We start from the raw sequence: 26951 nt of genomic DNA on the forward strand, positions 1-26951 counted from the left end.
GGCCACCCCACGCCCGTTGTTTTTGGTGGGTTGGGGGCCGGGGCGCGGGGGTGCGGGGGGGGGTGGTGTTGGTTTGGGGGGGGCCCCCCCCCGGGGGGGGGGGGGGGGCCCACCCCTTCCGCGCGCGCCGGCCGGTGGTCAGTCCGCGCCCAGGACCCGCAGCGGCTCCCCCGCCAGGAACGCCTCGATGTCCTCCACCGCCCCCTGGAGCTGGGTGCGCAGGTTGTCGCGGGAGACGTAGCCGAGGTGCGGGGTGGCCAGCAGGCCGGGCGCCGAGCGGGCCGGGTGGTCCTCGGGCAGCGGCTCGACGTCGAACACGTCGAGGGCCGCGCCGGCGATGCGCCCCTCGTGGAGTGCGGCGAACAGTGCCTCCTGGTCGACGATCGCCGCCCGCGCGGTGTTGACGAGATGACTGGTGGGCCGCATGAGGGCCAGTTCCCGCTTCCCGACCAGGGCACGGGTGCCCTCGTTGAGTGCCAGGTGGACGGTGAGGACGTCGCTGGTGGCCAGCAGCTCGTCCAGGGAGGGCGCCCGCTGCACGCCCACCTCGGCGGCCCGCTCCTCGGTCAGGCTGCGGCTCCAGGCGCTCACCTCCATCCCGAAGGCCAGGCCCACCTTCGCCACCTGCGTGCCGATGCGGCCCAGTCCGAGGACGCCGAGCCGCCGTCCGCGCAGGTCCCAGCCGACGGTGGACTGCCACGGGCCGCCGGAGCGGAGCGCGCCCGCCTCGGTGACCAGGTGGCGGGCCAGCCCCAGGATCAGCGCCCAGGTCAGTTCGACGGGGGGTGCGCCGGCGCTGGGCGTGCCGCACACGGTGACGCCGCGCCGGCGGGCCGCCTCGTAGTCGATGACGGTGTTGCGGGCGCCGGTGGCGACCAGGAGCCGGAGCCTCGGCAGCCGGTCGAGCACCGAGGCGGGGAAGGCCACCCGCTCCCGGAAGGTGACGATGATCTCGAAGTCGGCGACGGCGGCGACCAGTTCGTCCTCGGTGGCGAAGTGGCGGGGGAAGGAGGTGACGTCCACCCGGTCGGCGAGCGGCGAGAAGTCGCCGAGGGTGGTCGCCGCCCCGGGGAAGTCGTCGAGTACGGCACAGCGGTAGGTCATGGGCGGGACGCTATGCCGGGGTGGCGGGGGTGTCCACGGGGGACGGCGGGAAGGGCGGCGTTCCCTCCCCGCCGGCCCCGGTGGGCGGCGCAGACTCCGGCCGGGACGCGCGGGGCCCTGCATCGGCCCGGTGCCGGACGCCCGCCTGGCGGAAGCGGCGTCCGGCACCGCCGTCACGTCGGCTGCGGCTCGAAGTCCCAGTACGGCCGTTGCCGGCGGCGGGCCGAGAGGGTGTGGGGGTGGTGGGGGCCGAGGGTCTCGGCGAGCTGGGCGACCGCCTCCTGTTCGACCTTGGCGGCCTCCGGGCCACGGCGCAGGCGGCGCAGGTCGTGGGCGAGCGCCGTCTTGGCGGACAGCGTCAGGGGGTGGGTGTCGCCGAGGACGGTCCGCGCCCGTTCGACGGTGTCGAGGTCGAGTTCGTGGGCGCCCGGGTCGTCCTCGACGCGGTTGCGGGCCGCCGAGGTGTTGAGCGCGCAGCCCAGTGTCCAGGGATGGTCGGGGCCGACGGCCCGGGTCATGCCGGCGAGGGCGCGTTCGGCGAGGTCGAGGGACTCCTGGTGGCTGCCGAGCTCGGCGAGGTTGAGGGCGAGGTTGCCCAGGGTGCCGACGGCGTAGGGGTGCTGTGGGCCGACCAGTTGCCGGTAACGCTCGGCGACCTCCTCGGCCAGGGCGCGGGAGCGCCCCGGGTCGCCGTGCTCGCGCAGGAACGTCGCATAGTCCGCCTGGACGATCAGCGCCGAGGGGTCGCGGGAGCCCTGGACCCGCAGCAGCCGTTCCACGACCCGGCTCATGAGCTCCTCGGTCTGGACCGGATCACCGGAGCGGCGCAGGCAGAGCGCGAGTACGTGCTCGGCGTGGAGCGTCTGCGGGTGGTGCTCGCCCATCACCTGCCGGTGGACGCGGACGTTGAGCTCCTGACGGGAGATGGCCTCCCCGTAGCGGCCCAGCAGGCGCAGGGTGCGCGCGTAGGAGGTGTTCGCGCCGAGGGTGAGGTAGTGCCGGGCCCGCAGCCGCTGCTCGCGCAGGGCCAGGACCTCGCCGAAGGTGGTCAGCGCCTCGGCGTGGCGGCCCAGCAGGTTGAGGGAGACGGCGAGGTTGTTGCGGGTGGCGAGGGTGCGGGGGTGGTCGTGGCCCAGCAGTGTCTCGTAGGCGGCTGCGCCCTGCGCGAAGAGGTCGTGGGCCCGGCCGTACTCGCCCAGCGCCAGCAGGGTGCCGGCCAGACCGTCGCGGGCGCGCACCAGGTCGGGGTCGTTCTCCTCGCGCTCCGCGGCGAGGAACTCGGCGACCCGGCTGCAGACCGCCTCCGCCTCCCGGTACCGCCCCAGGAGGCGGAGCATGTTGGCGTGCTGGTGGGTCAGGACCAGCATGACGCGGGCGGAGGGGTCCAGGCGTCCGCTCCACTGGGCGATGAACTGCTCGCACAGCCGCAGGCCCGTCCGGTACTCGCCGCGGACCCTCAGGTAGTCCACGCAGTTGATGACCACCTCCTGCGTCGCGGGGTCGGGGCTGCGCAGGGCCCCCGCGGCCTCCAGGTGGCGGGTGATCTCGGCGTAACGGTCCCAGGTGCGGGTGTCGGCGGGGTTCTGCGGATTGGCGGCGACCAGCACGCGGCAGGCGGCTGCCGAGAAGGTGTCGTGCTCGTCGTCGAGCATGTCGGCGCGCAGGAAGCGGTGGTAGAGGCGGTGCATCTGGGCGGTCTCGACCGCGAGGTCGGCCGCGCCGGAGGTCTGGTAGTCCAGCCTGACCGCCGTGGACTCCGTCAGGCGCCGCAGCGCGGTGTTCCAGCTGATGGGCTCGGAGGCGAGGTCGCGCAGGTGGGGCGGCAGGGAGGTGCGGGCGCCCTCGACCAGGCCCACCGGGATGGCGTCGGGCGCGAAGTAGGCGAAGAGCTTGAGGAGCTCGACGGCGACGGGGCTGCGTTCGCGCAGCGTGTTCAGCGTTATGGCCCAACTGGTCTGGAAGGCCATCGGGTAGTCGGTGGAGATGCGGATGCCCAGCAGGCTGGGTTCGCCGCGCCGGATGAGGTCGATGTACTCGCGGGCCGGCATCGGGTTGGCGTCCAGCCAGGCGGCCGTCTGGTTGAGCAGCAGCGGCAGGTCCTGGACGGCCTCCGCGAGGTCGTGCGCGTCCTCGGGGGTCAGGCGCCGGGCGCGCCGCCGGGCGTAGGCCACCGACTCCTCGCGCTGGAAGGGCCGCACCTCCATCTCCTGTGCGCTGCCGGAGCCGGACCAGTCGCGGGTGAGGGTGGTGATCAGGACGTGGCCGCGGCCGTCGGGCACCAGGTCCTCGACCTGCTCCATGTCGTCGGCGCTGTCGAGGACCAGCAGCCACCGCCGGTAGGGGCGGCCGGTGCGCAGCGCCTCGTGGACGGCGCGGATGCGGTCGCCGATCTCCCGGCCCACCGGCAGCCCCAGCCGGGTGGCGAGTTCGGCCAGTTGTTCCCGGGCGGTGCCGCGGTGGGTGGCGCTGACCCACCAGACCACGTCGTAGTCGTTGCCGAAGCGGTGGGCGTACTCGGCGGCGATCTGGCTCTTGCCGATGCCGGAGATGCCGTAGAGGGCGATGCGCGTCTCCTGCGGGGCGGCGGTGTTGAGGGTGCCGCTGCCCGCGAGCCGGTTGTGGAGTTCCTCCAGGACCGCGTCGCGGCCGGTGAACCGGTTGTTGCGGCGGGGGATGTTCCAGATCTCGGGTGGGTCGTTGGGGAAGCGCGGGGCCGGCACCAGGCCGGCCGACGCGATGGCCGGGGACTCCTTGGGGGCGGTGATGCCGAGCCGGTGCAGCAGGCGGCGTCCCGCCTCGACGGCGTCAAGGTCGCGCAGGTCCGCCGGGCGCAGGGCGGCGACGGTGGCCGGCAGCCGGCTGGCGGCGACGCTGACGGCGGCGAACCGCTCCAGGTTGGGGGGCACGACCTCCTGGAGGGCCGCGCTCCACTCCTCGTCCGTCTTGGGGCCGAGCCGGAAGTACCAGTCGTCCAGCACCATCAGCAGCCGGCCCTGCGCCCCCAGCAGTGCGGTGAGCTCCTCGGTGAGGGGGGTGTGGGCCGCCGGGTCCCAGCGCAGCAGCGTGGTGCCGTGGCCGAGCTGCTCCAGTTGGTGGGAGATCCACGCGGCCCACGGGCGGTTGAAGCCCGCGTAGCTGATGGTGACGTGCTCCCTGGAGCCGGTGGTAGCGGACTGTTCGGCCATGCGACCGTCTCCCTGCGAACGTGGAGGAAAACTGGACGGACGAGCGGGTACGGGGTGCCGCCACGGGCCGGTTGCCGGGCCGGCCCAGCGGCACGATAACCCAAGTCTGCACCCGCGATCCGTCGGCTCGTCAGCTTCTGGCGGAGTCGGCCGGCGTCGGCGGGAGCACGGCGGCGAGCCGGTCCGCCACGTGCCGGATCACCAGTTCGAGGTCGGGGCAGTAGACGGACGGGTTGACGAAGCCGCTCTCCCGGTCGCGGTAGCGGTGGGCGTAGTTGCCGCCGCCGCACACCTCCACCAGGGCGCAGCTGCGGCAGGCCGCGGCCAGACCCGCCAGACCGCTCTGCCGGGCGAGGACGCCGGGGTGTCGCAGTGCCTCGTCGAAGCTGTGGTGGAAGACGTCCAGGCCGGTGGATGCGGCGCCCTGGTAGGCGGAGCGGAGCGAGTCGACCTGTTCGATGGCGCCGTCGGTGTCGACGACGAGCGCCGCCACCGGTGAGAGCCCGACCGCCTCGCTGGAGCTGGGACGCCCCAGCAGCAGGCCGATGACCTCGGTGAACAGTCCGACCGGGGGCGCGGGTTCACGCTCGTGCCACCACTGGTCGAAGACCCGGCACAGCCAGCGTCCGTGGGGGCGGGGCGGTGCGCCGGGGGGCGCCTGCGGCGGGGCGGACCAGTTGGCGTGCGGCAGGAGGAAGTCCAGGGTCGGCGGGTGCAGGTCCCGCAGGGAGCGGTAGACGGCGACGGGGTCGGCACGGACGTCGACGGTGGTGAGGATGCCGGCGAAGGCCTCCGGGCGCCGCGTGGTGAGCAGCTCCACGGCGCGGCGGACGGCCGGCCAGGACGGGCGGCCGGCGTGGTCGACGCGGCGGGCGTTGAGTTCGGCGCCCGCCCCGTCGAGGCTGAGCCCGATGTGGAAGCCGGCGTCGGCGAGCGCGTCGAGGAGGGCCGGGGTGAGGAGGGTGCCGTTGGTCTGGACGCCGAGGCTGGCCTCGCACCCGGCGGGGAGCTGGGCGCGGAGGTGGGCGGCCAGTTCCAGCAGGGGTTCGGCTCCGCCGAGCAGGGGTTCGCCGCCGTGGAGGTCGATGCGGACGGCGCGCAGGCCGTGGACGGTGACGTGTTCGGCGATGCGCTCGGCGGTGCGGCGCACGGTGGGGCGGGCCACGCGGGAGGGACGGTCACGCCAGGTGTCGTCGGGGCCGGTGTAGAGGTAGCAGTAGGTGCAGGCCAGGTTGCAGCGGCTGTGCATCTTGAGCACGAACTGCCGTATCGGGACGGCCGCCACCGTACTGGTCTCGCCCGTCACGGTTCCCCCTGCCCTCGGCCGTCCCGCGTCCTCGGGGCGGGCGCCCGGCGACGGTCCCGGCCGGACGCGGTGCCCGCGGGACGGGGCGGGCGGCGCCGGCGGCTCCCCCCGCCTCGCCCTGTGGCACGCCGTGCAGCGTCCGTCATCTGCTGCATCCATGGCCCGCAGGTCCGGGTCCGAAGCGGGACGGGTCTCCAAGTGGCGTGTTATGACGCTGGATTGCCCGAATCACGTCCCTCAGCGGTCGGACAAGGGCTTTCGGTGAACACAGCCGGTGGGGTGCTCGCTGCCGGGTGTTCACCTTCCGTCGGCGCGCTCACGCCACCGGGCCCCTCGCCGCCGCCCTGTCCGGCGCTCCTCCGGTGGCGTCCCCTCACCTGAAGAAGCGCTCCGGAGCGTCGTTGTAGAAGGCGACCGCCTCCCCCATCGGCTGCCAGTCCCGCACCAGCACCGCCGCGACCCTGGCCAGCACGGGGTGGTCGCAGTGGGTGGCGACCTCGGCCACCGCCTCGACGCCGCGGGCCCGCAGGGCCGGCAACCGCTCCGGGGAGGGGGACGGCGGCCCGGACGAGGGCGGCGGTGGTGCGACGGCCGCCGTGGTGGGGGGTGAGGTCGTCCTCACGGTCACGGCCACACTGTTCTCCTCAGGCTGGCTCGACACAGGTGTTCCCGCTGGGCTCGGACGGCCAAACACCGCCCGGTCAGGGGTGCCCGGCCTCCGTCGGGCCGCCGCGGGACTCCAGCTCCGCGATCCGCCGCCGGGTGGCCAGGGCCTCGGCACTGCGTGCCTCCCCCGCCCGCTGCCACTGCTCCCAGCTGTCGCGGTAGGCGCGCAACGCGGCCTGCGGCCCGGCGTTGACCGCCAGCACCCCGGCCCGGCGGTGGTACGCCCGCGCCGTCAGCACGGGGCTGCCCGCCTCCTGGGCGGCCTGCGCGGCCCGCCGGTAGCAGGCCGCCGCCCGGTCGTGCCGCTCCCGTGAGGAGGTCCGTTCGTCCAGCAGAAGCTGGACGTCCCCGACCTCCAGCCAGGCCTCCGCGCACACCACGGGGTCGGTAGTGCCGCGGGCCGCCACCTCCAGCACGTAGTCCGCCTCGAAGAGGTCCGAGAGGGAGGGCCGCCACTGGTGCCGCAGCCGCAGTGCGCGGCCGAAGAGGAGCCGGTGCGCGGCCAGTCGCGGGTCCTGCGGCCGGACCCGGGCGAGCGCCTCCCGCAGGACGTGGACGGCGTCGGAGGCCAGCCGCCGCCCGGTCTGCGGGGTCTCGGCCAGCCGGGCCCGGGCCACCAGGGCCGCCCCGCGCTCCACCAGCAGCTCGGTGTGCTCGGCCGTGTCGGGGGCGGACAGCCGCAGCGCTGCCGCGAGCGCCGCCGCGGCGGCGTCCAGGGCGGCCAGGTCGCCGGTGCGCTCGTGCAGGGTCCGCCGGACGTCGGCGGTGCGGCGCAGGGCGGTCGCCTCCAGGGCGGTGTCACCCACCTGGTGGGCGCGGTCGCGGGCCCGCTCCAGCAGGTCGAGCACGTCCGTGAGGGAGGTGCTCTCGCCCGCCAGCAGCCGGGCGTCGGCGAGGTCCAGCAGGACGGCGGAGACGGTGCGGTCCCCGGCGCGCTCGCGCGGCAGCAGGCGGAGCGCGGTGGTGAGGTCGGCGGCGGCCCGCACGGCGGACCGGCCCGCTCCGGCACCGCTGCGCCGGGCGTGGTCGAGCAGGACGGTGCCGCGGGCCGCGTACAGGGCGCCCGGCACCTCCGCGCCGCCCTGCCAGCGCTCCATGACGGCGGTCAGCGAGGTCTCGGCGTCCGCCAGCGGGTCCTCGTCCTCGGCCGGGCCCCCGGGCTCCGGGGCCGGCAGCGCGGCGAGCCGGCGCAGCAGGTCGGCCCGCAGGCAGAGGGCGGGTGTGAGGCGCTCGTCGGGCGGGACCATGGTGGCGCACGCGGTGCGCAGCGCGCCGGCGCCGGTGGTGAGGGCGGCGCGCTCCCCCTCGGCGTCCTCGGCCTCGTGCCGCTCGCGGGCGCGCGCGGCGCAGACCTCCGCCAGGGCCAGCAGCGCCCGCGGGTGCTCCTGGTCGCCCCGGGGGACGGTGTGCGCGACGGCGTCGCGGGCGGCCTGCTCGGCCTCGGCCAGGGAGTCGGGGCGGCGCCAGGTGGTCCAGCCGTGCAGCAGCGCGCGGGCCAGGTCGGTGCCGGGCCACGGTGTTCCGGCCGTGACCGGCGCGTCGGCCGCCTCGGCCCGCAGCAGCCGCAGCGCCTCCAGCAGGTCCCGGGCGTCGCCCTCCTGCTCGAAGCGGGCCAGCAGGAAGCGGCCGTCCGGCGTTCCGTCGGCCTGGGCGGCGGGGGGCGTGGTCCGCAGGGCGGGTTCGAAGCGGCGCAGGACGCGTTCGGAGACCCGGGCGAAGGGCTCGGGCACGGCACCGGCGCCGGTCTCCGGCTCCCGGCTGCCGCCGGCGAGCACCGCGACCGCGACGGCCGGGAAGTTGCGCGCGCCGCGGCCGTAGGTGCGCTCCACGTAGAGCGAGCAGTGCTTGAGGACGAGGGCGGCCTCGGTGGCGCTGAGCCGGGCCAGCAGTTCGTCGCGCACGCCGGGGGCGAAGGAGTACCAGGGGCCGGCGGCGCCCGCGGTCCCGTCCTGGCCACCGGGGCCGGCGGGTGGCGGGCCGTCCTCGCCCCCCGCCGGGCCGGTCTGCTCGACCAGGCCGCTCAGCAGCACCTCCGCCAGCTCGGCCGGACCGGTGTGGGGCAGCATGGCGCGTTGTACGAGCTGCATGACGGGGAGGCAGAGCGGGACCGCGGAGAGTTGGACGGCGAGGTGGCGGGCGTCGGGGGAGGCGGTCTGCTCGAACGCCGCGACCCTGGCTGCGGGGTCGGTGGGTGCGGTGCCGTGCGCCCCGAGGGCGGGTGCCAGGGTGACGCCGGTGCCGTGGTCGGCGCGGACCATGGCCGCCGCGCCCCGCAGTGAGAGGCCGGCGTCGGCGGCGGCGAGCCTCGCCCAGGTGCCGAGCGCCGCGGGGGCCGGCGAGAGCACCGGGACGGGCCGCTCGCGGCGCGCCCCGCGGCGCACGGCCGCCGCGGCCCGGCGGCGCCGCGCGGGCTCGAACGCCAGCGCCCGGTAGGGGCCCTGCCGGCGCAGCAGGGTCCCGGCGACGGCCGGCAGCAGCGTGTGCCCCCACATGCGTTGCGGCAGCGGCTGGACCACGGCGACGGGGGCGTCGGCGACCCAGGTGTGCAGCAGCCGCTGCATGCGGCCGTCGCGCCACAGCGGTCCCGCGCAGTCGCTGACCACGAGGGTGAGGTGGTGGCCGGTGGGGTCGTGGAGCTGGGCGGCCGGGCGCACCGGGGCGGTGGGGCCGGGCCCGGGCGCCACCCCGACGTCCTCGCCCAGGGGGCGCAGGTAGTGGACGGTCACGTCGTGGAAGGCGCCCAGCCGTTCGCAGACGTGCCGCAGCTCCCGGAGGGTCTGCTCCCACACGGCCATCGAGGCGGAGCCGTCCATGAGCAGCCGCAGGCCGGCCGCGCGGCGCCGCACGCCGCGCAGTACCGGGACCACCATCTCGCTGCGGGCGGAGAGTTCGGCGGTCGCGGCCTCGTCCAGTTCCCGCCGGGCGGGCGAGACCGGCGGTTGGTAGCGCTGTATGGGCCGCAGGGCCCGCTGGAGCGGCAGGAGGCCCGGCAGCGCGGCGGCGACGGGCACCGCGACCTCGCCCAGCCGCCGGCTGCCCGGGCCGGGGGCGGCGGCGGTGTCCTCGACGGCGAGCAGGGCGATACTTCGGGCGCCGGTGCGCTGCTGGTCCCGGTCCGCTGCCACCGGGCCGGGCTCCTCGGGGTGCGGGGGGCTCGCGTCCGCCGTGATGGCCGAAAGTGGTCGGTCGGGGGGCGGGGCGTCGGAGAGACCGGGGTCCTCGGCGGGGGCCGAGCGCTCCGGGCGCGTGATCCACTGGGCGAGCCAGAGGGCGTCCGCCATCGCGCGGGCGTCGGCGGGCACCCCGCCGGCCCGCAGCCGCTCGACGAGCCGGCCGAAGGCGCCGGAGCCCGCCGGCGGGCCGGCCGCGGCCCCCGGTCCGGCTGCTGCCGGCTGCGGCGGGGCGCTCCCCTCGGCGCCCGGCCCGGTCACGGCACGGCGGGGCGGGTGCGAGCCGTCGCCGAAGGGCAGGGCGGAGCCGGCGGCCACGCGTGTCTCACCTCATCCGATCGAGGGGGCGCATGAGCGCCGAGGTCAGTCGTGCTCGGGTCTGCTCCTCGTCCGCGTCCGCCCAGCCGGCCTGCTGGGTGAGGTGGATGGCGTTGAGGAGCTGGTCCACGGCGCGCACGTCGCCGGGGTCGCGGTCCAGGTAGTGGTCTATGACCGACTCGTACCGCTCGGCGGCGTCCTCACCGAAGTGGGCCCGCACCATGCCGGCCAGCCGCTCCTTGTCGGGGGCGGGGATGTGCAGGTGGATGCAGCGGCGCAGGAGCGGGGCGGGGAAGTCGCGCTCGCCGTTGCTGGTCATGACGATGAACGGGAAGGCGTGGCAGCGCACCTTCCCGCCGCGGACGGTCACCTGCCGCGCGTCGTCGGTGAGCACCGGCACCTCAGGGGCGCTGGCCGCCAGGCGTTCCAGCTCGGGGACGGTGAACTCGCCCTCCTCCAGCACGTTGAGGAGGTCGTTGGGCAGGTCGATGTCGCTCTTGTCGAGCTCGTCGACCAGCAGGACGCGGGGGCGGGCGGTGGGCAGCAGGGCGGTGCCGAGCGGTCCGAGGCGGATGTAGCGGCCGATGCCGCCGCCCGGCTCCGCGGCGGCGTCGCCCTGCGGGTCGGGGGCCTGTTCCGCGTGCGGGGTGGCGCGGGCGATCTGGAGGTCCTGGAGGCGGCCGATGGCGTCGTACTGGTAGAGGCCGTCGCGCAGGGTGGAGCGGCTGACGATGGGCCAGGTCAGCACCTTGCCCAGGCCCAGCTCGTAGGCGACGGAGTGGGCCAGGGTGGACTTGCCGCTGCCGGGCGGGCCGGTGACCAGCAGGGGGCGGCGCAGGTACAGGGCGGCGTTGACGAGTTCGCGTTCGGTCTCGCCCGGCCGGTGGTAGGTGGCCTCGCGTCGCTGCACGCCCAGCCGGCGCTCCGAGGAGTGGTCGAGCGCGGCGGGGGGCGGCACCAGCGGGCCCCCGTCGAAATCCCGCCAGGGAGGCGGGGGCGGCAGGTGCTCGATGCCGTCGTGCGGGGCCCCCGCGCCACGATAGATGAGCCAGTCGCTCACGTCGGAACTCCTCGCCGCCGGACAAGCATCCGCCACCACGCCGCACCGTGTACCCGGGAGGCGGCCCGCGGCGTGCCCGGCCCGCCCCACCGCTTCGAAAGCCCGGTCCGCCGCTCCTGACGCTAAGACAGTACCCATCCCCGCGACGCCACACCGGACGTATTCCGGACCTCGTTGCCGCACCGGAGCACGGGCGGCGTGTTGCCTCCGGCGCACGCCCCGCCCGGCAGGCCCGCTCCCCGTCCGGCCCCGGGGCCCGGGGCGCCGGAGCGGGGTGTCGCGCGCGGGCGCGCGGGGCCGGCGGGTGCGCGGGTCAGGGGGCGGCGGTCAGGTGGGTGCTGCGGCCGAAGACGGGCGGCAGGGGGTCGCGGGGGTCGTCGTAGAGCAGCAGCAGGCCCTGTGCCCAGGGCGCCTCGCCCTCGGCCACCTGCTCGCGCAGTTCCCGGACCCGCTCGGGCAGGTCCGCCACGGCGCCGCAGTCGGCGAGGAAGGCGTCCAGGAGCTGGTGCCGGCGGTCGCACTCCTCGTCGCAGCCGCGGTCCTCGTGCCCCTGGGCGAACCAGAGCGCCACCGCATGGCCGCCCTGCAGGGACTCGTAGACGACGTCCTGGCCCGGCCCCCACGCCACCGACCGGCACAGCGTGGGCACGGCTCCCGGCCCCGCGTCCCGCAGCAGCCTGCGCAGCGAGGGCCCCACCGCCCGGCCGGCCTCCCGCGGGCCCACGCGCAGCGCGACCAGGCGCGCCGCGTTCCGCAGCCGGTCGAAGTGGGCGTCCCAGGCGGGGTGTTCGCCGCCCCGGCGTTCGGAGTCGCGCAGCACCACGGCCCGGAACTCGCCGACCGGATGGGTGCGGCGGGTGCGGCGGGTGGAGGCGGGCAGGCTCCAGCGGTCGGCGGCCAGGTGCCAGTAGCCCTCGGGCACCACGACCTCCAGCCGCACCGGCCCGGCGCCGCCCCCCGCCGCGGCCGTGGCGCCCGCGTGGTCGGCGGCCAGCAGCCGGGGGCCCAGCCGGCGCAGCAGCAGGGCCTGCGCCTCCTCGAAGGGCACCCCCGCGGGTGACTGGTGGAGGTCGGTGACGTCCCAGCGGCCGTCCCCGTAGCCCTCGCTGACCGACCAGTTGACGTGTGCGGTGTCGCCCTCGCCGTAGAACAGCGGGTCGAAGTCGACCAGGACGCTGGTGACGCGGGCCCGCACCGGTCCGATCGCGGCCCGGTCCTGGGCGCTCAGCGAGCGCGCCCGCAGCTCGACCAGCCGCTCCAGGTCGGCCGCCGCGCGCACCGCCTGCGCCGCGGTGGCCGTCTCGCCGGGCCCGGCCTCGCGGGCCGCCTCGCGCGCGTCGGCCGCGGTCTCCTCCGCCACGATGCGCAGGTAGTGGACGACGTTGCGCAGCTCGCCGTAGGCGTCGTTGGTGACGTAGAGGGCGCCGTGCCCGTCACGCCAGGTCGGCAGGGGCACGGCCGGCGGGATCTGCCGGCCCGGCAACGCCCGGGCCACCGCCTCGCGCACCGCTGCGGGGTCGCGCGGTGCGGGGAGGCGGGAGAGGATCTCGAAGGCCAGGAGGCGTTCCTCGACCCCCCACGGCCTGCCCGCCTCGGCCGTGACCGTGCGCTGCGCGTCGAGCCAGGTCTCCTCGCCGTCGCCGCCGAGCCGGGACCGCTGCCAGTGCCAGCGGTCGTGGAGGGACATCAGCGCGTGGTACGGGTCGGGGCCCAGCCCGGGGGTGCCGGGGACCTGGTGGTCGGGGTGGAGGCCGCGCAGCAGGCTGACGGGCTCGGCGACGGCGACCACGTCCTGCCGGTGGCTGCGCCGGATGACGCCGATCACCTCGCCGCGGTCGCAGTCCAGCAGCGGGCCGCCGGAGGCGCCGGGGGTGATGCGCACGTCGCTGCCGAGCATCAGGGCGTGGCCGTGCTGCCCGCCGAAGCGGACCAGGACGAAGGAGTCGGGCCCCGGCGGGTCGTCCGGTGCCGCGGCCTCGGTGGGGGGCGTCGGGCCGGTTCCGGCGCGCCGGCCCTCACTCCTCCCGCGGGCCGGGCCCGCGCTGAAGGCGTCCTCGGCGCTCTTGGGGAGGCGGCCCGGGTCGCCCACCGCGAAGGTGCCGTCCCCGCCGAGAGCGAGGATCTCGCCGGCCTCGCCCTGCGCCTTCCGCGCGCGGGGGCCGTCCCCGGGGGGTGTGAGGGCGTCGACGGCGCTGCCGTTCTGGGGTGCCGGGACCCGGCCGACGCGACCGGGCGGCGGTGCGCCGCCGGGTGGGGCGGGGGCTGCCCCGGGGGGAGCCGGCGGGGCCTCGTAGGGGAGGGCCGGGGCCGGTAGCGGGCCCGCCGCGGGCACGTCGGTGGCGGTCGGCCCCGGGCCGGACCGGGTGGGCGCGTCGGCGCCCCGCACGCCCCCGAGGACGGCGGGTGGTCCGCCGGTGGGGAGGGTGTCGGGCGGGGGCGGTGCCGCCTCCCGGGAGGAACGGGCCCGCGGCAGGCCGGCGGAGTACCGCTCAGGGTCGCCGGCCGGGGGCCGGGGCGAGCCGATGTCGCCCGTGGCTGCCCGGGGGTGGTGGTGCTCCTCGTCGGCCGCCGCGGGCTCGGCCCCGGGGACGGGCGCGCCGGTGGTGCCGGTGTGGCCGCGGAAGGCGGCGCCGTGGCTGAGCAGCACCGCGGACCGGTCGGCCAGCCAGGCGCAGGGGTGGTCCGGCACCTCGTCCAGCAGCCTGAGGAGGGCGAGGTCGGGTCGGTCCGCGGGTTCCACGGGGCCGCCCGGCACCCGGCGGGTGAGGTCGTACTCCTGGCGGGCGGCCACCAGCCGGCGCCCGGCGGGCAGGTTCAGCACGCAGCCGACCTCGCCGCGCGGACCGGTCGGCCGCCGGACGCCGTGCCGGCTCAGGACGTGGGCGCAGGTGAGGACCCAGCCCGGTGCCACCAGGACCCCGCTCCCCCAGGCCTGGTTCTCGGGGCTGCCGGGCGCGGCGCGGACCGCGACCGTGGCCCTGCCCGCCAGGTCGAGCAGCGGCCCGTGGACGGCGGCGTCGTGCGACCGGCCCTCGGCAGGGCTCACCTGACCTCCTCGGCGTCGGGGACGGGGCGGGCCGCGGGGGCGGTGGCCGACGGCTCCTCCTCGCGGGGTGCGCCGTGGTGCCAGGTGAGGGTGACGGAGAGGTTGGCCTTGACCTCGCCGCCGGCGAGCAGCGCCACCGCCTTGCCCGGGCGGGCGGCGACCTCCACGCCGAAGGTGACGCTGGTCTCGTCGGGGGCCGCGGCCCGGGTGGCGTCCCGGACGCTCGCGGCGACCCCCGCGACCAGCTCGCGCATGCCCTCGACGCGGGTGGTCACGGTGTCCCAGACGGAGACGTCCTCGAAGCCGTCCTCGAACCCGTCGGCTCCGCCCCCCACCCCGTCGAAACGGGACACCCGTGCCCAGACCTCCGTGCCGTCGGGCAGTACGACGCGTTGCGCGCGATCCGCCATCCAGAGCCTCCCGCTCCCCCGCACGGCCCGTCGCCGCGACCGGCTGCCGCTCTGGGCGCGCGGGTCGCGGTCCGCCGGGCGGCGACCGGGCCCGTGACCGCGATGACGCCTGCGCCCGGTTGCCGCCGGATCGTTGACAGACGATCAGGTTAGCCCCGGTCTGCACGCTGCGCGAGCATCCTTGCGGCCTGCCTATCCTGGCCGGAAACCTCAGTTGAGCAGCAGGAGAGCGCGTTGTATTTCACCGACCGTGGCATCGAGGAGCTGGAGAACCGCCGGGGCGAGGAGGAGGTCACGCTGGGCTGGGTGGCCGAGCAGCTGCGTACCTTCGTCGACCTCAACCCCGACTTCGAGGTGCCGGTGGAGAGGCTGGCGACGTGGCTGGCGCGGCTGGACGACGAGGACGACGAGTGAGCGCCGGCCGCGGCGCGTGGCCCCGCGCGCCGCGGCCGCGTCCTGCGCCGCAGGTCAGGGGCAGGCCACGACCTGCCCCGCCCAGGACAGTCCGCCGCCGAAGCTGAGCAGCAGCACCGGCGCGCCGGCGGGGACCTCCCGCCGCTCCACGAGCTTGGCCAGCGCCAGCGGGACGGAGGCGGCCGAGGTGTTGCCCGAGTCGACGACGTCCCGGGCGACCACCACCTCCGGCGGCAGCTCCAGGCTCCTGACCAGCGACTCGATGATGCGCAGGTTGGCCTGGTGGGTGACGACGCCCGCGAGGCCGTCCGGGGTGATGCCGTAGCGGCGGCAGGCCTCCCGGGCCACGTCCGGGAGCTCGGTGGTGACCCAGCGGAAGACCGTCTGGCCCTCCTGCCGGAACCGGGGCCGCCACTCGTCGAGCAGACGCACCGCGTCGCCGCGGGCCGGGTCGGAACCCCACACCACCGGTCCGATGCCCGGCGCGTCCCCCTCGCCGCCGTCCGGGACCGCGCTGACCACCGCGGCGCCCGCCCCGTCGCCCAGCAGGACGCAGGTGGAGCGGTCGCTCCAGTCGGTGACGTCCGACATCCGTTCCGCGCCGATGACCAGGGCGTGCCGCGCGGCGCCCGCACGCACCGAGTGCTCGGCGGTGGCCAGCGCCGTGCAGAAGCCGGCGCACCCGTTGTTGAGGTCGAAGGCGACCGCGGACGGCACCCCGAGCCGGCCGGCCACCTGCGCGGCCACGGACGGGCAGCGGTCCACGGCCGAGCAGGTGGCGACGGTGACCAGGCCGATGTCGCGGGGGTCGAGGCCGGAGGCGGCGAGCGCCTTCCCGGCGGCTGCGGCGGCGAGGTCGGTCACCGACTCCTCGTCGGCGATGCGGCGGGTGACGATCCCGGTGCGCTGCCGGATCCAGGCGTCGGTGGTCTCCACCATGCCGGCGAGGTCGTCGTTGGTCAGCACGCGGGACGGCTGGTGGTGGCCGAGCGCGGCGATACGGGTGGTGGGCACGTGGGCTCCTGAGGAGTCGGCGAGGCCCGCCCACCGTCGGTGGGCGGGGCGAAGGAGGGCAGGGCGGTGCGGACGGCGGCGTCCCACCGGTTCGGGCCGTGGCGCTGCCCGGGACAATAGCAACCGATCGGTCGGACGCTAAATGGTGGCGGTCGCGTACGATGTCGTCATGAGCCCGCGCAGATCCGTCGCCGAGGCCCGCCGGACGCGGGAGCGGATCGTCGACCACAGCGTCGCCGTGGCGTCGGTGGAGGGTCTGGACGGACTGACCATCGGACGCCTCGCCGGCGACCTCGGCATGAGCAAGGCGGGCGTACTGGGCCATTTCGGCTCCAAGGAGACGCTCCAGCTCGCCACCCTGGAGCGGGCCTCGGTGATCTTCTCCCGCTCCGTCTGGGAGCCGGCCGCCGGACGGGAGCCGGGCCTGGCGCGGTTGCGGGCGGTGTGCGAGGCGTGGGCCACCTACCTGGAGCGGGAGCGCGGCAGCTTCCCCGGCGGTTGCTTCTTCACCACCGCCACCGTCGAGTTCGACGCCCGCGGCGGCCCGGTGCACGACGCCGTGGTGCGCCGCTTCACCTACTGGCGGCGGCGCCTCGTCAGCGACCTGCGCACCGCCGCCGCCCGGGGCGAACTGCCGGCCGACACCGACGTGGAACAGGTCGTCTTCGAGCTCCTGGGCACCTACCTGAGCCTCAACCAGGCCGTGCAGCTCTACGGCGACCCGGCCGCACCGGACCGCACCCGCCGCGCGGTCGACCGGCTCCTGTCGGGCGAGGGCACCCCCCGCCTCCCCTCCCCCCGCTAGACCTCCCTGCCCCGGCCGGCCAGGCCGCACCCCCACCCGCGTGCGAGCCCGGCACCCGACCGCCGCCCGCGGCACCCCCGCGCCCGCACCCGCTCCGCCCGCGGCCGGCGCTTCCTTGCCGCGGCACGCACCCGCCCGCCCACGCACACGCGCCACGCCCGCGCACGCACCTCACACCGCAGCCGCGTCGGGCGCCCCACCCCGTTGACATTCCGCAACCGCGATATATCGTGTTGCGAGAAGACGCGATATGTTGCGTCGTCCCTTACTGCCGTGGGAGGCCTGATGTCAGCGCGGACCGAGTGGCCGGTCGCCGGACCACGCACGCTGGAGTTCGAGGAACCCGTTGACGCGCTCACGGTGCGGATCGTGGGCGGCGCGGTGAACGTCGTGGGGGCGCGCGGCAGCGGTCCGGCGCGGGTGGAGGTGACGGAGGTCCACGGTCCGCCGCTCACCGTCGCCTACCAGGACGGCGCCCTCTCCATCGGCTACGAGGACCTGCCCGGCAAGGGCCTGTGGGAGTTCCTGGACCCCTCCGGCCGGCGGCGGCGCGCCGTCGTCTCGGTCACCCTGCCCGCGGACGCCGGCGCCGACGTAGGCGTGGTGGAGGCGGCCACGGTCGTCTCCGGCCTCGGCGGGCCGGTCAGCTTCCGCACCGTGACCGGGGAGGGCACCCTGGTCGGGCTCGCCGGGGCGGTGCGGGCACAGTCGGTCGCCGGCGCGGTCAGCGCCCAGCACGTCACCGGCGAGCTGCGCTTGCAGTCGGTCTCCGGGGACCTGACCGCCATGGAGTGCGGCGGCCCCCGGGTGCGGGCCGAGACGGTGAGCGGCGACATCGTGGTCGACCTCGACGAGGCGGCCGCGGCATCCGACATCGGCCTGACGACCGTCTCGGGCCAGGTGGCCGTCCGGTTGCCCGACCCCTCCGACGCCCAGGTCGAGGCCAGCACCACGAGCGGCACCGTCTCCAACGCCTTCGAGGACCTGCGGGTCAGCGGCGCCTGGGGCACCAAACGCGTCACCGGCCGGCTCGGCTCGGGCACCGGCCGGCTGCGGCTCACCACGGTCTCGGGCGGACTGGCCCTGCTGCGCCGGCCACCGTCCGACGAGTCCTCCCGGGCCGCCGCCCCCGACGGCACCGGCGCCGAAACCACCCCGCCCGCCCGGAAGAAGGTGCTCTGACCATGCCCCCCGTCTTCGCCCACGGCCGTCTCCGGCTCTACCTGCTCAAGCTGCTCGACGAGGCACCCCGGCACGGCTACGAGGTCATCCGCCTGCTGGAGGAGCGCTTCCAGGGCCTGTACGCCCCCTCGGCCGGCACCGTCTACCCCCGGCTGGCGAAGCTGGAGGCCGAGGGCCTGGTGACCCACACCTCCGAGGGCGGCCGGAAGACCTACGCGATCACCGACGCGGGCCGCACCGAACTGGCGGACCGCGGCGGCGAGCTGGCCGAGCTGGAGCTGGAGATCCGCGAGTCGGTGGCCGCCCTCGCCTCGGACATCCGTGAGGACGTCCGAGGCTCGGCGCAGGACCTGCGGCGCGAGGTCGACGAGGCGGCGCGGCGCACCCGCAGCCGCGGCGGCCCCGAGCGCGGCTTCCCCGACCCGGCCGCGTACTTCGGTGGCGGATTCCAGGACAAGGAGTCCTGGCGCCAGGCCAAGGAGGACTTCCGGCGCGCGAAGGAGGAGTGGAAGGAGCAGGCCCGGCGGGCGAAGGCCGAGAGCCGCCGCGCCCGGGAGGACGCCCAGCAGGCCCGTCGTCAGGCCCGCGCCGCCCAGGACGCGGTCCGCGAGCAGTGGCAGCAGGCCTTCCGGCGGGTGACGGCGCAGGCCCAGGAACACGCCCAGACCGGGGACTGGGCGGGCGCGGTCCGCGACGCCCTCTCCGAGGTCTCGCGGGAGATGGGCCGCTTCACCTCCGGCTGGGAGGCGGGCCCCCAGGACCCGGGCTCCGCAGGGCAGCCGGGCGCGACGGCGTCCGGTCCGGCGGCGGGCCCGGAGCCCGGGCCCGGCCGCCCGGGGCCCGACCTGAGCAAGCCGACCGCTCCCTCCGAGGCGCACCCCGAGGCGCCGCTGCCCGCCTGGGCCGAGGACCACGGGGCGACGGGCGCCCCCGACCGCGAGTTCGACCGGCTGCTGGACCGCTTCCGCGACGACCTCCGCGATGCGGCCCGCGACCACGGCGTGACGGCGGAGCAGCTCCGCACCGCCCGGGCCAGGTTGGGCCGGACCGCCGCTGACCTGGGCTCCCTGCTGCGCGGGGAGTGAGGCCGGCCCCGCCTGGTACCGGAGCACGACGCCAGGCGGGGCCGGCACCGGGCGGGGCGGCGGGGCTTCCCGCCCGGTGCCGGACGACCCGTTGTGCCTCAGACCGTGAAGACGACCTTGCCGAACAGCTCGCCCTCGGCCATCTTCGCGAACCCCTCGCGGGCCCGGTCCAGCGGCAGTGTGGTGTCGATGACGGGCCGCACGCCCTTGGCGGCGCAGAAGTCCAGCAGCCCGGCCAGCTCCTCCTTGGAGCCCATGGTCGAGCCGACGACCCGCAGCTCCAGGAAGAAGATCCGGTTCAGCTCGGCGCGCTCGGGGTTCGGGCCGCTGGTGGCGCCGGAGAGGACGAGCGTCCCGCCGGGCCGCAGCGACTTCAGCGAGTGCGACCAGGTCGCCGCCCCCACCGTCTCCAGGACGGCGTCCACCTTGCGCGGCAGCCGCTCACCGGGGGCGAAGGCCCCCTCGGCGCCGAGCTCCAGGGCACGCCGGCGCTTGGTCTCGTCCCGGCTGGTGGCCAGGACCCGCAGGCCGGCGGCGGCCCCCAGCACGATCGCGGCGGTCGCGACGCCGCCGCCCGCGCCCTGCACCAGGACGCTGTCCCCCGGCCGCACACCGGCGTTGGTGAAGAGCATCCGGTAGGCGGTCAGCCAGGCGGTGGGCAGACAGGCGGCCTCCTCGAAGGAGAGTTCCCTCGGCTTGGGCAGCAGGTTCCAGGTGGGCACGGCGACCTGTTCGGCGAAGGTGCCCTGGTAGCGCTCGGTGAGGATGGAGCGCGGCTCGTCCGGGGCGACGCCGTGCCCGCTCTGGCCGATGACGGAGTGCAGGACGACCTCGTTGCCGTCGGCGTCGACCCCGGCGGCGTCACAGCCGAGGATCATCGGCAGGGACTCCTCGCCCAGCCCGACCCCGCGCAGGGACCACAGGTCGTGGTGGTTGAGACCCGCCGCCTTGACGGTGACGGTCGTCCAGCCGGGCCGGGGCTCCGGCGCGGGTCGCTCCCCCGTCCGCAGTCCGTCGAGGGGCCGGTCACGGTCGGTGCGAGCAGCGTAGGCAGCGAACATACGGCCAACCTAGGACGCGAGGGCCGCCGAAGGGAACCACTGACGGGCGCGGACCCGCCACCGGCGGGCCGCCCCGTCCCGGCGGGAGGCGTCAGCGCCGGGCCACGCCCTCGGCACGGGCCGCCGCGGCGACCGCGGCCGAGACGGCCGGCGCGACCCGCTCGTCGAAGGGCGAGGGGATCACGCGGTCGGCGCTCAGCTCGTCGGCGACGACCGCGGCCAGCGCCTCGGCGGCGGCGAGCTTCATGCCCTCGGTGATGCGCGAGGCCCGCACCTTCAGCGCGCCGGCGAAGATGCCGGGGAAGGCCAGCACGTTGTTGATCTGGTTGGGGAAGTCGCTGCGCCCGGTGGCGACGACGGCGGCGTACCGGTGCGCGACCTCGGGGTGGATCTCCGGGTCGGGGTTGGCCATCGCGAAGATCAGCGCGTCGGGCGCCATCGAGGCCACCGCGGACTCCGCCACCGTGCCGCCGGAGACACCGACGAACACGTCGGCGCCCTTCATCGCGTCCTCCAGCGAACCGGTGAGTCCGGACTTGTTGGTGAAGCCGGCCACCTCCCGCTTGACGTCGGTGAGGTCCGCGCGGTCCTGGGAGACCACGCCCTTGCGGTCGCAGACGGCGACGTCGCCGATGCCGGCCTCCACCAGGATGCGCGCGATGGCGACGCCCGCCGCGCCCGCGCCGGAGATGACGGCGCGCAGCTGGCCCAGGCTGCGGTCGGTGAGCTTGGCCGCGTTGCGCAGCGCCGCGAGCGTCACCACGGCGGTGCCGTGCTGGTCGTCGTGGAAGACGGGGATGTCCAGGCGCTCCTGGAGCCGCCGCTCGATCTCGAAGCAGCGCGGCGCGGAGATGTCCTCCAGGTTCACGCCGCCGAACGAGGGCGCCAGGCGCACCACGGTCTCGACGATCTCGTCGGTGTCCGTCGTCCCCAGCGCCAGCGGCACCGCGTCGACGTCACCGAACTGCTTGAAGAGGATGGCCTTGCCCTCCATGACGGGCAGCGACGCCTCCGCGCCGATGTCGCCGAGGCCGAGGACCGCGGTGCCGTCGGTGACGACGGCGACCACCTGGGACTTCCAGGTGTAGTCGTGGACAAGTTCGGGCTGGTCGGCGATGGCGCTGCACACCTTGGCGACACCGGGCGTGTACGCGAGGGAGAGGTCGGCGGTGTCCCGCACCGGCACCGTCGCCTGCACCGCCATCTTGCCGCCGCGGTGGAGGGCGAACGCCGGGTCGAGCCCGTCGCCGTTCCGTTCGAGGTCGTTGACGTTCCGCTGCGGACGACCGGCGGTGTCGGCACCGCCCGCGGTCCGGGGATTGACGATCTCGGCTGCCACTGTGAAACCCCTTTGTTGCTGGACATGGTGAGGGTGACCGCTCCTGATGTGGAGAGCGGGCGGGCACCGCGTCCGCTCCCCGCCTGACGCGTTTGCCGCCGTGCGAGGGGGAGGTACGGACGCCGGGCGCGCCGCACACGCGCCCTGAGCCCCGGATGAGGGGTGTAGCGCTCCTTTGTACCCGAAGGGAGCACCACGAGACGAGTCTGTTTCGCCACACCCGGCGCCTCCGGAGCCCCGGCCGGCCGGCCCCGCGCCCCGCCGCGCACCCCCGCGACCACCCCGTTCCCCGGCGGCAACGCACCGCCCGGGACACCTCCCGCGCACCAACTCCCCTACGCACAGAAGCCGATGACACCTTTGGCCGTTTTTACGCAGCCGCACTGTGTTCAAAGGGGCTGACGTTATGGACTTTTGACCGGCGCGAGGACCTCAAGGCGCCGGTGCGGTGGGAAGATCCGGTAATCAGGCGACCCCGCTCCGCCACCAGCCGGAAAGGCCCCGGGCACCGGGCGCGAGCAGTCCCTGCCCGTCCCGCACCCGGAGGAACTCCCATGGCCGCAACCGTCTCCCGTCCCACCTCCCCGAGCCGGAAGAGGAGGCCGGGCCCGACCGCCGCGGGGGTGGCCGCGCTGGCGCTGGCCCTGCTCCTGTCCGGGTGCGGAGACAAGGCCGACGACCCGCGCTCCGGCGCGAGCAAGAAGTCCTCCGCACCGCTGACCCACCTGCTGCCCGACGACATCCGGGACAAGGGCTTCATCAAGGTCGGCACCGAGGCCTACTACCAGCCGCTGGAGTACCTCTCCTCCTCCGCGGCCACGATGGGCCTGGACCCGGACATCGCCGCCGCCATGGGCAAGCAGCTCGGTGTCACCTTCGACTTCGAGAACGGCCCCTTCGACGGCCTGCTCTCCGGCCTGCGCGCCAAGCAGTACGACGTGGTGATGGCCGGCATGACGGACACCCAGGCCCGGCAGGACGGTACGGACCCCGACACCGGCCGGCGCAGCGGCGGGGGCGTGGACTTCGTCGACTACTTCAACTCGGGTGTCGCCCTGTACGGCCGCAAGGGGGCGACGGACGGTGTCAAGAGCTGGGACGACCTGTGCGGCAAGCGGATCGGCGTCGAGCGGGGGACCGTCTCGGAGGACATCGCGCACAGCCATGCCGACAAGTGCCCGGCGGCCAACCCCCTGGACGTGGCCGAGGCCGAGGACGACGAGAAGGCCCAGGCGCAGCTGGCCTCCGGCGCCGTCGACTTCGTCTCCTCCGACTACCCGGTGGCGGCCCACGCGGTCCAGGAGTCGCACGGCTCGAACGCGCTGACCCTCATCGGCCGGCAGGTCGAGGCCGCCCCCTACGGCATAGCGGTCGCCAAGGACAACACCCGGTTGCGGGACGCCCTGAGCTCGGCGCTCGACGCCATCATCAAGAACGGCGAGTACGCCAAGATCCTCGCGAAGTGGGACGTCAAGGACGGGGCGGTCCCGCAGGCGGTGGTCAACGGCGGCAAGTGACCGCCACCACGACGTGAGCGGCCGCCGGCGTAATACGCTCGAACCCGGCCCGACCGTTACCCGGTGGCCGCAGCGCAGTCGTGAGGACGGAACGTGGAACTCGCCTACTACGCGGACTTCGCCGTCCGCCTGGTCAACACCGAGCAGCCCGGCCGCGGTACCGACACCCTGACCTCGGTGGCGGCGGTGCGCGAGCTGTTCGGTGTCGCCCGGCAGACGGCCCGCCGTGCAACGGAGAGCGACGTGACGCGGCTGCGGACGGTGCGCGGGCGGCTCCGCACCGTCTTCGAGGCCGCCGCCGCGGGGGACGAGGAACGCGCCGTGGACCTGCTCAACGCACTGCTGATGGAGTTCCCCGTCAGTCCGCAGATCTCCGGCCACGAGACGCGGGACGAGGACGGGCGCCCGCTGTGGCACCTGCACGTCGCCGAGAACGCGGCCAGCGCCACCGCCGGGTACACCGCCACCGCCTGCATGGGGCTCGCGGTGCAGGTCGCCGACGAGGGGCTGGACCGGCTGGGGATCTGCCAGGCCGCGCCGTGTCGCAACGCCTACGTGGACACCTCCACCAACCGCTCGCGGCGCTACTGCTCCGACCGCTGCGCCACGCGCGCCAACGTCGCCGCCTACCGCGCCCGCAGGCGCCGGGAGGGACCGCGTCCGGCCGGGCGCGGCGAGGGCGCCGGCACCCCCACCGGGCGCACCGCCGAGAGCGCCCAGGAGAGCACCGCTCCGGCCGAGCGCTGAAGCTCGCGCGGCGGCCGCAGCCGCAGCAGGGCGCGCGCCACGACCAGCTCGTCGGGCACGGTGCCGAACTCCCGGCTGTCGTTCTCCACGAACGGGTTGTCGCCGCGTACCCACCAGCCGCCCTCGCGGCGCTCCACCGCCCGCTTGACGATGAGCAGGTCCTGGCGGAAGGGGTGACGCACCACCACCACGTCTCCCGGCCGCACCGGCGCCCCGTAGCGGACCACCAGGCGGTCCCCGGGGTTCAGCGTCGGGACCATCGAGGGGTTGTGGACCTCCGCCAGGCCGAAGGCACGCAGGCCGCGTCCCACCTCGTTCCCCTCACACTCCTGCTCCTCCACCCGCTCCGGCATGCGGCACCTCCCGGTTCCATCCTCCACCAGCACCACCCTGGTACTGGACTTTTGCCCTAAGACCCCCGGGGCACCCGAGAAAAGGCTTCCCCCTACGAGTAATCTCGCACCTGAGAAGACGATCACGAGGAAGGACGGAACATGCTTGCACGCCTGTTCGCCCCCAAGGTGAAGGTCAGCGCTCACTGCGATCTGCCGTGCGGCGTCTACGACCCGGCCCAGGCCCGCATCGAGGCGGAGTCGGTCAAGGCCATCCAGGAGAAGTACCAGTCGAACGAGGACGCGGACTTCCGTACGCGCTCCGTCGTGATCAAGGAGCAGCGGGCCGAGCTCGCGAAGCACCACGTCTCCGTGCTGTGGAGCGACTACTTCAAGCCGCCGCACTTCGAGAAGTACCCGGAGCTGCACCAGCTGGTCAACGACACCCTCAAGGCGCTCAGCGCCGCCAAGGGTTCGAACGACCCGGCCACCGGCCAGAAGGCGCTGGACTACATCGCCCAGATCGACAAGATCTTCTGGGAGACGAAGCAGGGCTGAGCGCACACCGCGCCCCGTCACGCAGCCGCGCCGCCGGGGAACACGGCGGCCGGGCGGGTCGTTGGCACAGGAGCAGGCCCACCCGTTCGCGGGCGCGGGCGGGTGCGGCCACACCGAGCCCACGGGAGGCAGTCATGGCGGGATTCCTGGACCGCGCGCGGGAGCAGGCGCAGCGCGGACTGGCGCAGGGCAAGCAGAAGGTCGACGAGGTGCAGCAGCAGCGCGCCGGCAACGAACTCCTCCGGCGGCTGGGAGCCGCCTACTACGCGGAGAAGCGCGGCAGCGGCACCCCGCAGGCCACCCAGGACGCCGTGACGGCCCTGGAGGCGCACGTCACGGCGCACGGCGACCAGTTCCTCCGCGGTGACCAGGGCCTCTGACCGGCCGACCGGCGGCCCGCCCCACCCTCTCCCGCCCCGCGCCGCCGCACCGGTGGCGGGGTGCGGCGGACCGCCGGGGCACGGCCCGCAGGAGCTGACGGCGGCGCTCGGAGCCCGGCTGCCCTCCCCCGTCCAGGAGCTCGCGGACGACCGCTTCACCGCCCGCGGCCTGCGCCTGCTCCTCAAACGCGAGGACGCCATCCACCCGGATCTGCCCAGGAACAAGCCGACTGGTGTAAGCGGGTCCGACCTGGGCGTTTAATGCCTGGACAACCCGCGACACCCCGTTCGAAGGTGTGTTCTATGGGTGAGGTGACAGACCCTGCCACGCTGTGTGACCTGTTCCTCCGACGCAGCACGTTGCAGGATGACAAGACGACGCTTGAGGCGCACGAGAGTGATCTCCGGGAGCGTGCTGAGCGCGAGGGTCTGACCGTCCGCAAGGTGTGGAAAGAGGAACTTTCCGCATTCAAGAAAGGCGTCATCCGAGAAGAGTTCGACTCCGCGATTTCCGCTGTACTGGCAGGAGATGTACGTCACCTTCTCGTGTGGAAGCTCGATCGACTGAGTCGTAAGGGTATGGGACAGGTCGGTCAAGTCCTCGACCAGTTCGAGGAAAAGGGGGCTCGCTTGTTGGCCCACATCGACGGACTGGACAGCAGCGTTCCACAACACCGGGGACTATTTGCCTGGCTGGCCGAGCAAGCGCGATCCGAGTCGTTTAATACGTCCACGCGTACTCGACGCACGAAAGCCGCCAAGAAACTCACGGGGGAGTGGCCCGGCGGACAGCCTCCGTATGGCCTACGCGTGAGGCAGGGAAAAAAGAAGACTGAGCATCACCCCGAAGAATACGAGACCTCTCGCCGCATCGCTGACGCGCTGCTGAACAACAAGGCGGCTTCTGCTGTAGCCGAAGAACTGAACAAGGATGGCTTGAGAACTCGTCGGGGAAAGTGCTGGCGTTCCTCAACCATCACGCAGTTGGCGCACTCTCCTGCTTGGGCGGGCCTCATGCCCGTTCACGAGCGGTACACCGATCCGCTCGGGCGGGAACGGTGGCGCTCGACGGACGACGTTCTCTCTGGTCCCGACGGGCAACCTGTCCGGATCGGTCAGGGCGTCGTCACCCCGGGGGAACGCGTCCGCATCCTCGCCGGGCTCCGGGCGCGGACCTCGCAGTCTCTGGCCACCGGCCGCCGGGGGAAGCCTGCCGCGCAGAGCCTGCTGTCCGGGCTCCTCAAGTGCGGCCGGTGCGGTGGCAACATGACCAAGGGTGGTAGGGCCTATCGCTGCTACCGCAGTGTGAACCTTGGAAAATCCGTGTGTACGGGCATGAGTGTGCTCGTCAAAGATGCCGACACGGTTCTCAGCGTTGCTTTTCTGTCACGGGCCGCAAACTTACCGGTGAACCATGACGCCTTCAAGGCACTGTTCTTGCGCTGGTCGGCTTTCACGAAACCTGAAGAGAACGCACGCCGCGTAGAGCTTTCCCTCTCCATGGACGAAGCGCGGGTCCGCCTGGAAGAACTCGAAGATGCCTACTACGTACATGGCCGCTTCAAAGGTTCCAGAGGGAAGGAACGCTACGAGCGACTTCGAGATGCCATCGAGGCGCAACTAGAACCCATGACGAAAGAGTGGGATCAACTCGCAGCCATGCTCGATCCGTGCGAGTTCCAGCGGTCGGACGACCTTTTCGAAGCTTGGATGAGCGCCGACCTGGAGAGGGCTCGTCAACTCCTGCGAGTCGTCCTCAATTCGGTGACACTCATACCTCCTGACGGAACAGGTCCCCGCTCACTGCACCAGCTCTACGCGCGCTGCTGCTTCCACTGGGTCGGCGAGAAGGCCCAACCTCTGAAAACAGACAACCGGCGACTTGACAACACAGTGTGGTATGACGACATAGGTCTTGCTGCCTGGCAGGCATAAACCGGTCACAGCCACTCGGTGCGCCTTGGGCACGCGGCCGGCTGGAGAGGCTTTGGGCGGGAGCTGCCATGGGGCGAGTGAACAGGGGGCCTACGCTCGCCGCGAACCGGGCTGGCTGTGCCCTGCCCGCAATGGCCCGGCTGGCCCCCTGTTCGTAGAGGCTCGCCCCATGGTGGCTGCCTAAAGCCTTGGAAGCCGTCCGCCCCCGACCACAACGGAGGAGCAAGGGCGAGCGGCGTGTAACCCGATGGGCGCGACGAAGTGGCCCGGGTTCGAACGGATCGAGTCTGCTGCCTGGTGGGGCCTCGGCGACCCGC

Annotated in this window: 21 protein-coding genes and 1 pseudogene; 10 read left to right on the forward strand and 12 right to left on the reverse strand. The window is 74.7% G+C overall.

Features of this window, described 5'->3' with window-relative positions; genetic code table 11:
* Positions 1-138: 138 nt before the first annotated feature.
* From ACFV3R_RS12940 to ACFV3R_RS12975, 8 genes are all read right to left on the reverse strand, one after another.
* Positions 139-1104: a D-2-hydroxyacid dehydrogenase family protein gene (locus tag ACFV3R_RS12940; protein ID WP_385580194.1), complete on the reverse strand. Its 966-nt coding sequence runs from the start codon at positions 1102-1104 to the stop codon at positions 139-141.
* Between the two features lie 173 nt (positions 1105-1277).
* Positions 1278-4289 (reverse strand): FxSxx-COOH system tetratricopeptide repeat protein, encoded by a 3012-nt coding sequence (gene fxsT, locus ACFV3R_RS12945; RefSeq protein ID WP_385580197.1) that lies wholly within the window; start codon positions 4287-4289, stop codon positions 1278-1280.
* 130 nt (positions 4290-4419) lie between these two features.
* Entirely contained in the window at positions 4420-5538 is a 1119-nt protein-coding gene (locus ACFV3R_RS12950) for an FxsB family cyclophane-forming radical SAM/SPASM peptide maturase (protein ID WP_385580524.1), read from the reverse strand.
* Positions 5539-5968: 430 nt separating this feature from the next.
* Complete coding sequence (locus tag ACFV3R_RS12955; RefSeq protein ID WP_385580200.1) at positions 5969-6223, reverse strand: hypothetical protein; 255 nt, start codon at positions 6221-6223, stop codon at positions 5969-5971.
* A 73-nt stretch (positions 6224-6296) separates the two neighbouring features.
* Positions 6297-9749 (reverse strand): SAV_2336 N-terminal domain-related protein, encoded by a 3453-nt coding sequence (locus ACFV3R_RS12960; protein ID WP_385580203.1) that lies wholly within the window; start codon positions 9747-9749, stop codon positions 6297-6299.
* A 7-nt stretch (positions 9750-9756) separates the two neighbouring features.
* Positions 9757-10809, reverse strand: a complete 1053-nt coding sequence (locus ACFV3R_RS12965; RefSeq protein ID WP_385580207.1) for an AAA family ATPase — start codon at positions 10807-10809, stop codon at positions 9757-9759.
* Between the two features lie 313 nt (positions 10810-11122).
* On the reverse strand, positions 11123-13855 hold the full coding sequence (locus ACFV3R_RS12970; protein ID WP_385580210.1) for a serine protease: 2733 nt from the start codon (positions 13853-13855) through the stop codon (positions 11123-11125).
* Positions 13852-14265, reverse strand: coding sequence for a CU044_2847 family protein (locus tag ACFV3R_RS12975; RefSeq protein ID WP_385580212.1), 414 nt, complete (start codon positions 14263-14265; stop codon positions 13852-13854). Before ACFV3R_RS12975 ends, ACFV3R_RS12970 begins: the two co-directional genes overlap by 4 nt.
* A 234-nt stretch (positions 14266-14499) precedes the next feature.
* On the opposite strand from ACFV3R_RS12975, the gene ACFV3R_RS12980 reads away from it, so the two are divergent.
* Positions 14500-14679, forward strand: coding sequence for a DUF6104 family protein (locus ACFV3R_RS12980; protein WP_004937694.1), 180 nt, complete (start codon positions 14500-14502; stop codon positions 14677-14679).
* Between the two features lie 54 nt (positions 14680-14733).
* Here ACFV3R_RS12980 and ACFV3R_RS12985 read toward each other — a convergent pair whose 3' ends face one another.
* Positions 14734-15693 (reverse strand): beta-ketoacyl-ACP synthase III, encoded by a 960-nt coding sequence (locus ACFV3R_RS12985; protein WP_385580216.1) that lies wholly within the window; start codon positions 15691-15693, stop codon positions 14734-14736.
* 169 nt (positions 15694-15862) lie between these two features.
* On the opposite strand from ACFV3R_RS12985, the gene ACFV3R_RS12990 reads away from it, so the two are divergent.
* From ACFV3R_RS12990 to ACFV3R_RS13000, 3 genes are all read left to right on the forward strand, one after another.
* The gene (locus ACFV3R_RS12990; protein WP_385580219.1) at positions 15863-16498 is read left to right on the forward strand and encodes a TetR/AcrR family transcriptional regulator; all 636 of its coding nucleotides are present in this window, start codon (positions 15863-15865) and stop codon (positions 16496-16498) included.
* Between the two features lie 285 nt (positions 16499-16783).
* A complete protein-coding gene (locus tag ACFV3R_RS12995) occupies positions 16784-17680 on the forward strand; it encodes a DUF4097 domain-containing protein (RefSeq protein WP_385580222.1) in 897 nt (298 codons plus the stop codon).
* 2 nt (positions 17681-17682) lie between these two features.
* Positions 17683-18765, forward strand: a complete 1083-nt coding sequence (locus tag ACFV3R_RS13000) for a helix-turn-helix transcriptional regulator (RefSeq protein WP_385580225.1) — start codon at positions 17683-17685, stop codon at positions 18763-18765.
* Between the two features lie 98 nt (positions 18766-18863).
* Here the strand turns inward: ACFV3R_RS13000 and ACFV3R_RS13005 are convergent, their stop codons facing one another.
* Positions 18864-19826, reverse strand: coding sequence for a zinc-binding dehydrogenase (locus ACFV3R_RS13005; RefSeq protein WP_385580228.1), 963 nt, complete (start codon positions 19824-19826; stop codon positions 18864-18866).
* Positions 19827-19917: 91 nt separating this feature from the next.
* Positions 19918-21165 (reverse strand): NADP-dependent malic enzyme, encoded by a 1248-nt coding sequence (locus ACFV3R_RS13010; RefSeq protein ID WP_385580231.1) that lies wholly within the window; start codon positions 21163-21165, stop codon positions 19918-19920.
* Positions 21166-21719: 554 nt separating this feature from the next.
* Here ACFV3R_RS13010 and ACFV3R_RS13015 point away from each other — a divergent pair.
* Positions 21720-22682, forward strand: a complete 963-nt coding sequence (locus ACFV3R_RS13015) for an ABC transporter substrate-binding protein (RefSeq protein ID WP_385580235.1) — start codon at positions 21720-21722, stop codon at positions 22680-22682.
* A gap of 93 nt (positions 22683-22775) precedes the next feature.
* Positions 22776-23264, forward strand: a pseudogene (locus ACFV3R_RS13020) (ABATE domain-containing protein); the annotation flags it as partial.
* Positions 23265-23308: 44 nt separating this feature from the next.
* On the opposite strand, the gene sodX reads toward ACFV3R_RS13020, so the two are convergent.
* On the reverse strand, positions 23309-23782 hold the full coding sequence (gene sodX / locus ACFV3R_RS13025) for a nickel-type superoxide dismutase maturation protease (RefSeq protein WP_385580238.1): 474 nt from the start codon (positions 23780-23782) through the stop codon (positions 23309-23311).
* Between the two features lie 141 nt (positions 23783-23923).
* Between sodX and sodN the strand changes: the two genes are divergently transcribed.
* The 4 genes from sodN (at position 23924) to ACFV3R_RS13045 (ending at position 26634) form a co-directional block, all read left to right on the forward strand.
* Positions 23924-24319 carry a superoxide dismutase, Ni gene (gene sodN / locus ACFV3R_RS13030; protein WP_385580241.1) on the forward strand — a complete coding sequence of 132 codons (396 nt, stop codon included), beginning with the start codon at positions 23924-23926 and terminating at the stop codon, positions 24317-24319.
* A 134-nt stretch (positions 24320-24453) separates the two neighbouring features.
* Complete coding sequence (locus tag ACFV3R_RS13035) at positions 24454-24699, forward strand: hypothetical protein (RefSeq protein ID WP_385580244.1); 246 nt, start codon at positions 24454-24456, stop codon at positions 24697-24699.
* Positions 24683-24961, forward strand: a complete 279-nt coding sequence (locus ACFV3R_RS13040) for a hypothetical protein (RefSeq protein WP_385580247.1) — start codon at positions 24683-24685, stop codon at positions 24959-24961. Before ACFV3R_RS13035 ends, ACFV3R_RS13040 begins: the two co-directional genes overlap by 17 nt.
* Positions 24962-25002: 41 nt before the next feature.
* Complete coding sequence (locus tag ACFV3R_RS13045; protein ID WP_385580250.1) at positions 25003-26634, forward strand: recombinase family protein; 1632 nt, start codon at positions 25003-25005, stop codon at positions 26632-26634.
* Positions 26635-26951: the final 317 nt, after the last annotated feature.

The organism is Streptomyces sp. NPDC059740, assembly GCF_042733155.1.
Taxonomy (GTDB): domain Bacteria; phylum Actinomycetota; class Actinomycetes; order Streptomycetales; family Streptomycetaceae; genus Streptomyces.

Excerpts from the sequence above, each read along its gene's own strand:
- ACFV3R_RS12940 (WP_385580194.1), bottom strand. The coding sequence starts at position 1,104 with ATGACCTACCGCTGTGCCGTACTCGACGACTTCCCCGGGGCGGCGACC.
- fxsT (WP_385580197.1), bottom strand. The coding sequence starts at position 4,289 with ATGGCCGAACAGTCCGCTACCACCGGCTCCAGGGAGCACGTCACCATC.
- ACFV3R_RS12950 (WP_385580524.1), bottom strand. The coding sequence starts at position 5,538 with ATGCACAGCCGCTGCAACCTGGCCTGCACCTACTGCTACCTCTACACC.
- ACFV3R_RS12975 (WP_385580212.1), bottom strand. The coding sequence starts at position 14,265 with ATGGCGGATCGCGCGCAACGCGTCGTACTGCCCGACGGCACGGAGGTC.
- ACFV3R_RS12990 (WP_385580219.1), top strand. The coding sequence starts at position 15,863 with ATGAGCCCGCGCAGATCCGTCGCCGAGGCCCGCCGGACGCGGGAGCGG.
- ACFV3R_RS12995 (WP_385580222.1), top strand. The coding sequence starts at position 16,784 with ATGTCAGCGCGGACCGAGTGGCCGGTCGCCGGACCACGCACGCTGGAG.
- ACFV3R_RS13000 (WP_385580225.1), top strand. The coding sequence starts at position 17,683 with ATGCCCCCCGTCTTCGCCCACGGCCGTCTCCGGCTCTACCTGCTCAAG.
- ACFV3R_RS13005 (WP_385580228.1), bottom strand. The coding sequence starts at position 19,826 with ATGTTCGCTGCCTACGCTGCTCGCACCGACCGTGACCGGCCCCTCGAC.
- ACFV3R_RS13015 (WP_385580235.1), top strand. The coding sequence starts at position 21,720 with ATGGCCGCAACCGTCTCCCGTCCCACCTCCCCGAGCCGGAAGAGGAGG.
- sodX (WP_385580238.1), bottom strand. The coding sequence starts at position 23,782 with ATGCCGGAGCGGGTGGAGGAGCAGGAGTGTGAGGGGAACGAGGTGGGA.
- sodN (WP_385580241.1), top strand. The coding sequence starts at position 23,924 with ATGCTTGCACGCCTGTTCGCCCCCAAGGTGAAGGTCAGCGCTCACTGC.
- ACFV3R_RS13035 (WP_385580244.1), top strand. The coding sequence starts at position 24,454 with ATGGCGGGATTCCTGGACCGCGCGCGGGAGCAGGCGCAGCGCGGACTG.
- ACFV3R_RS13045 (WP_385580250.1), top strand. The coding sequence starts at position 25,003 with ATGGGTGAGGTGACAGACCCTGCCACGCTGTGTGACCTGTTCCTCCGA.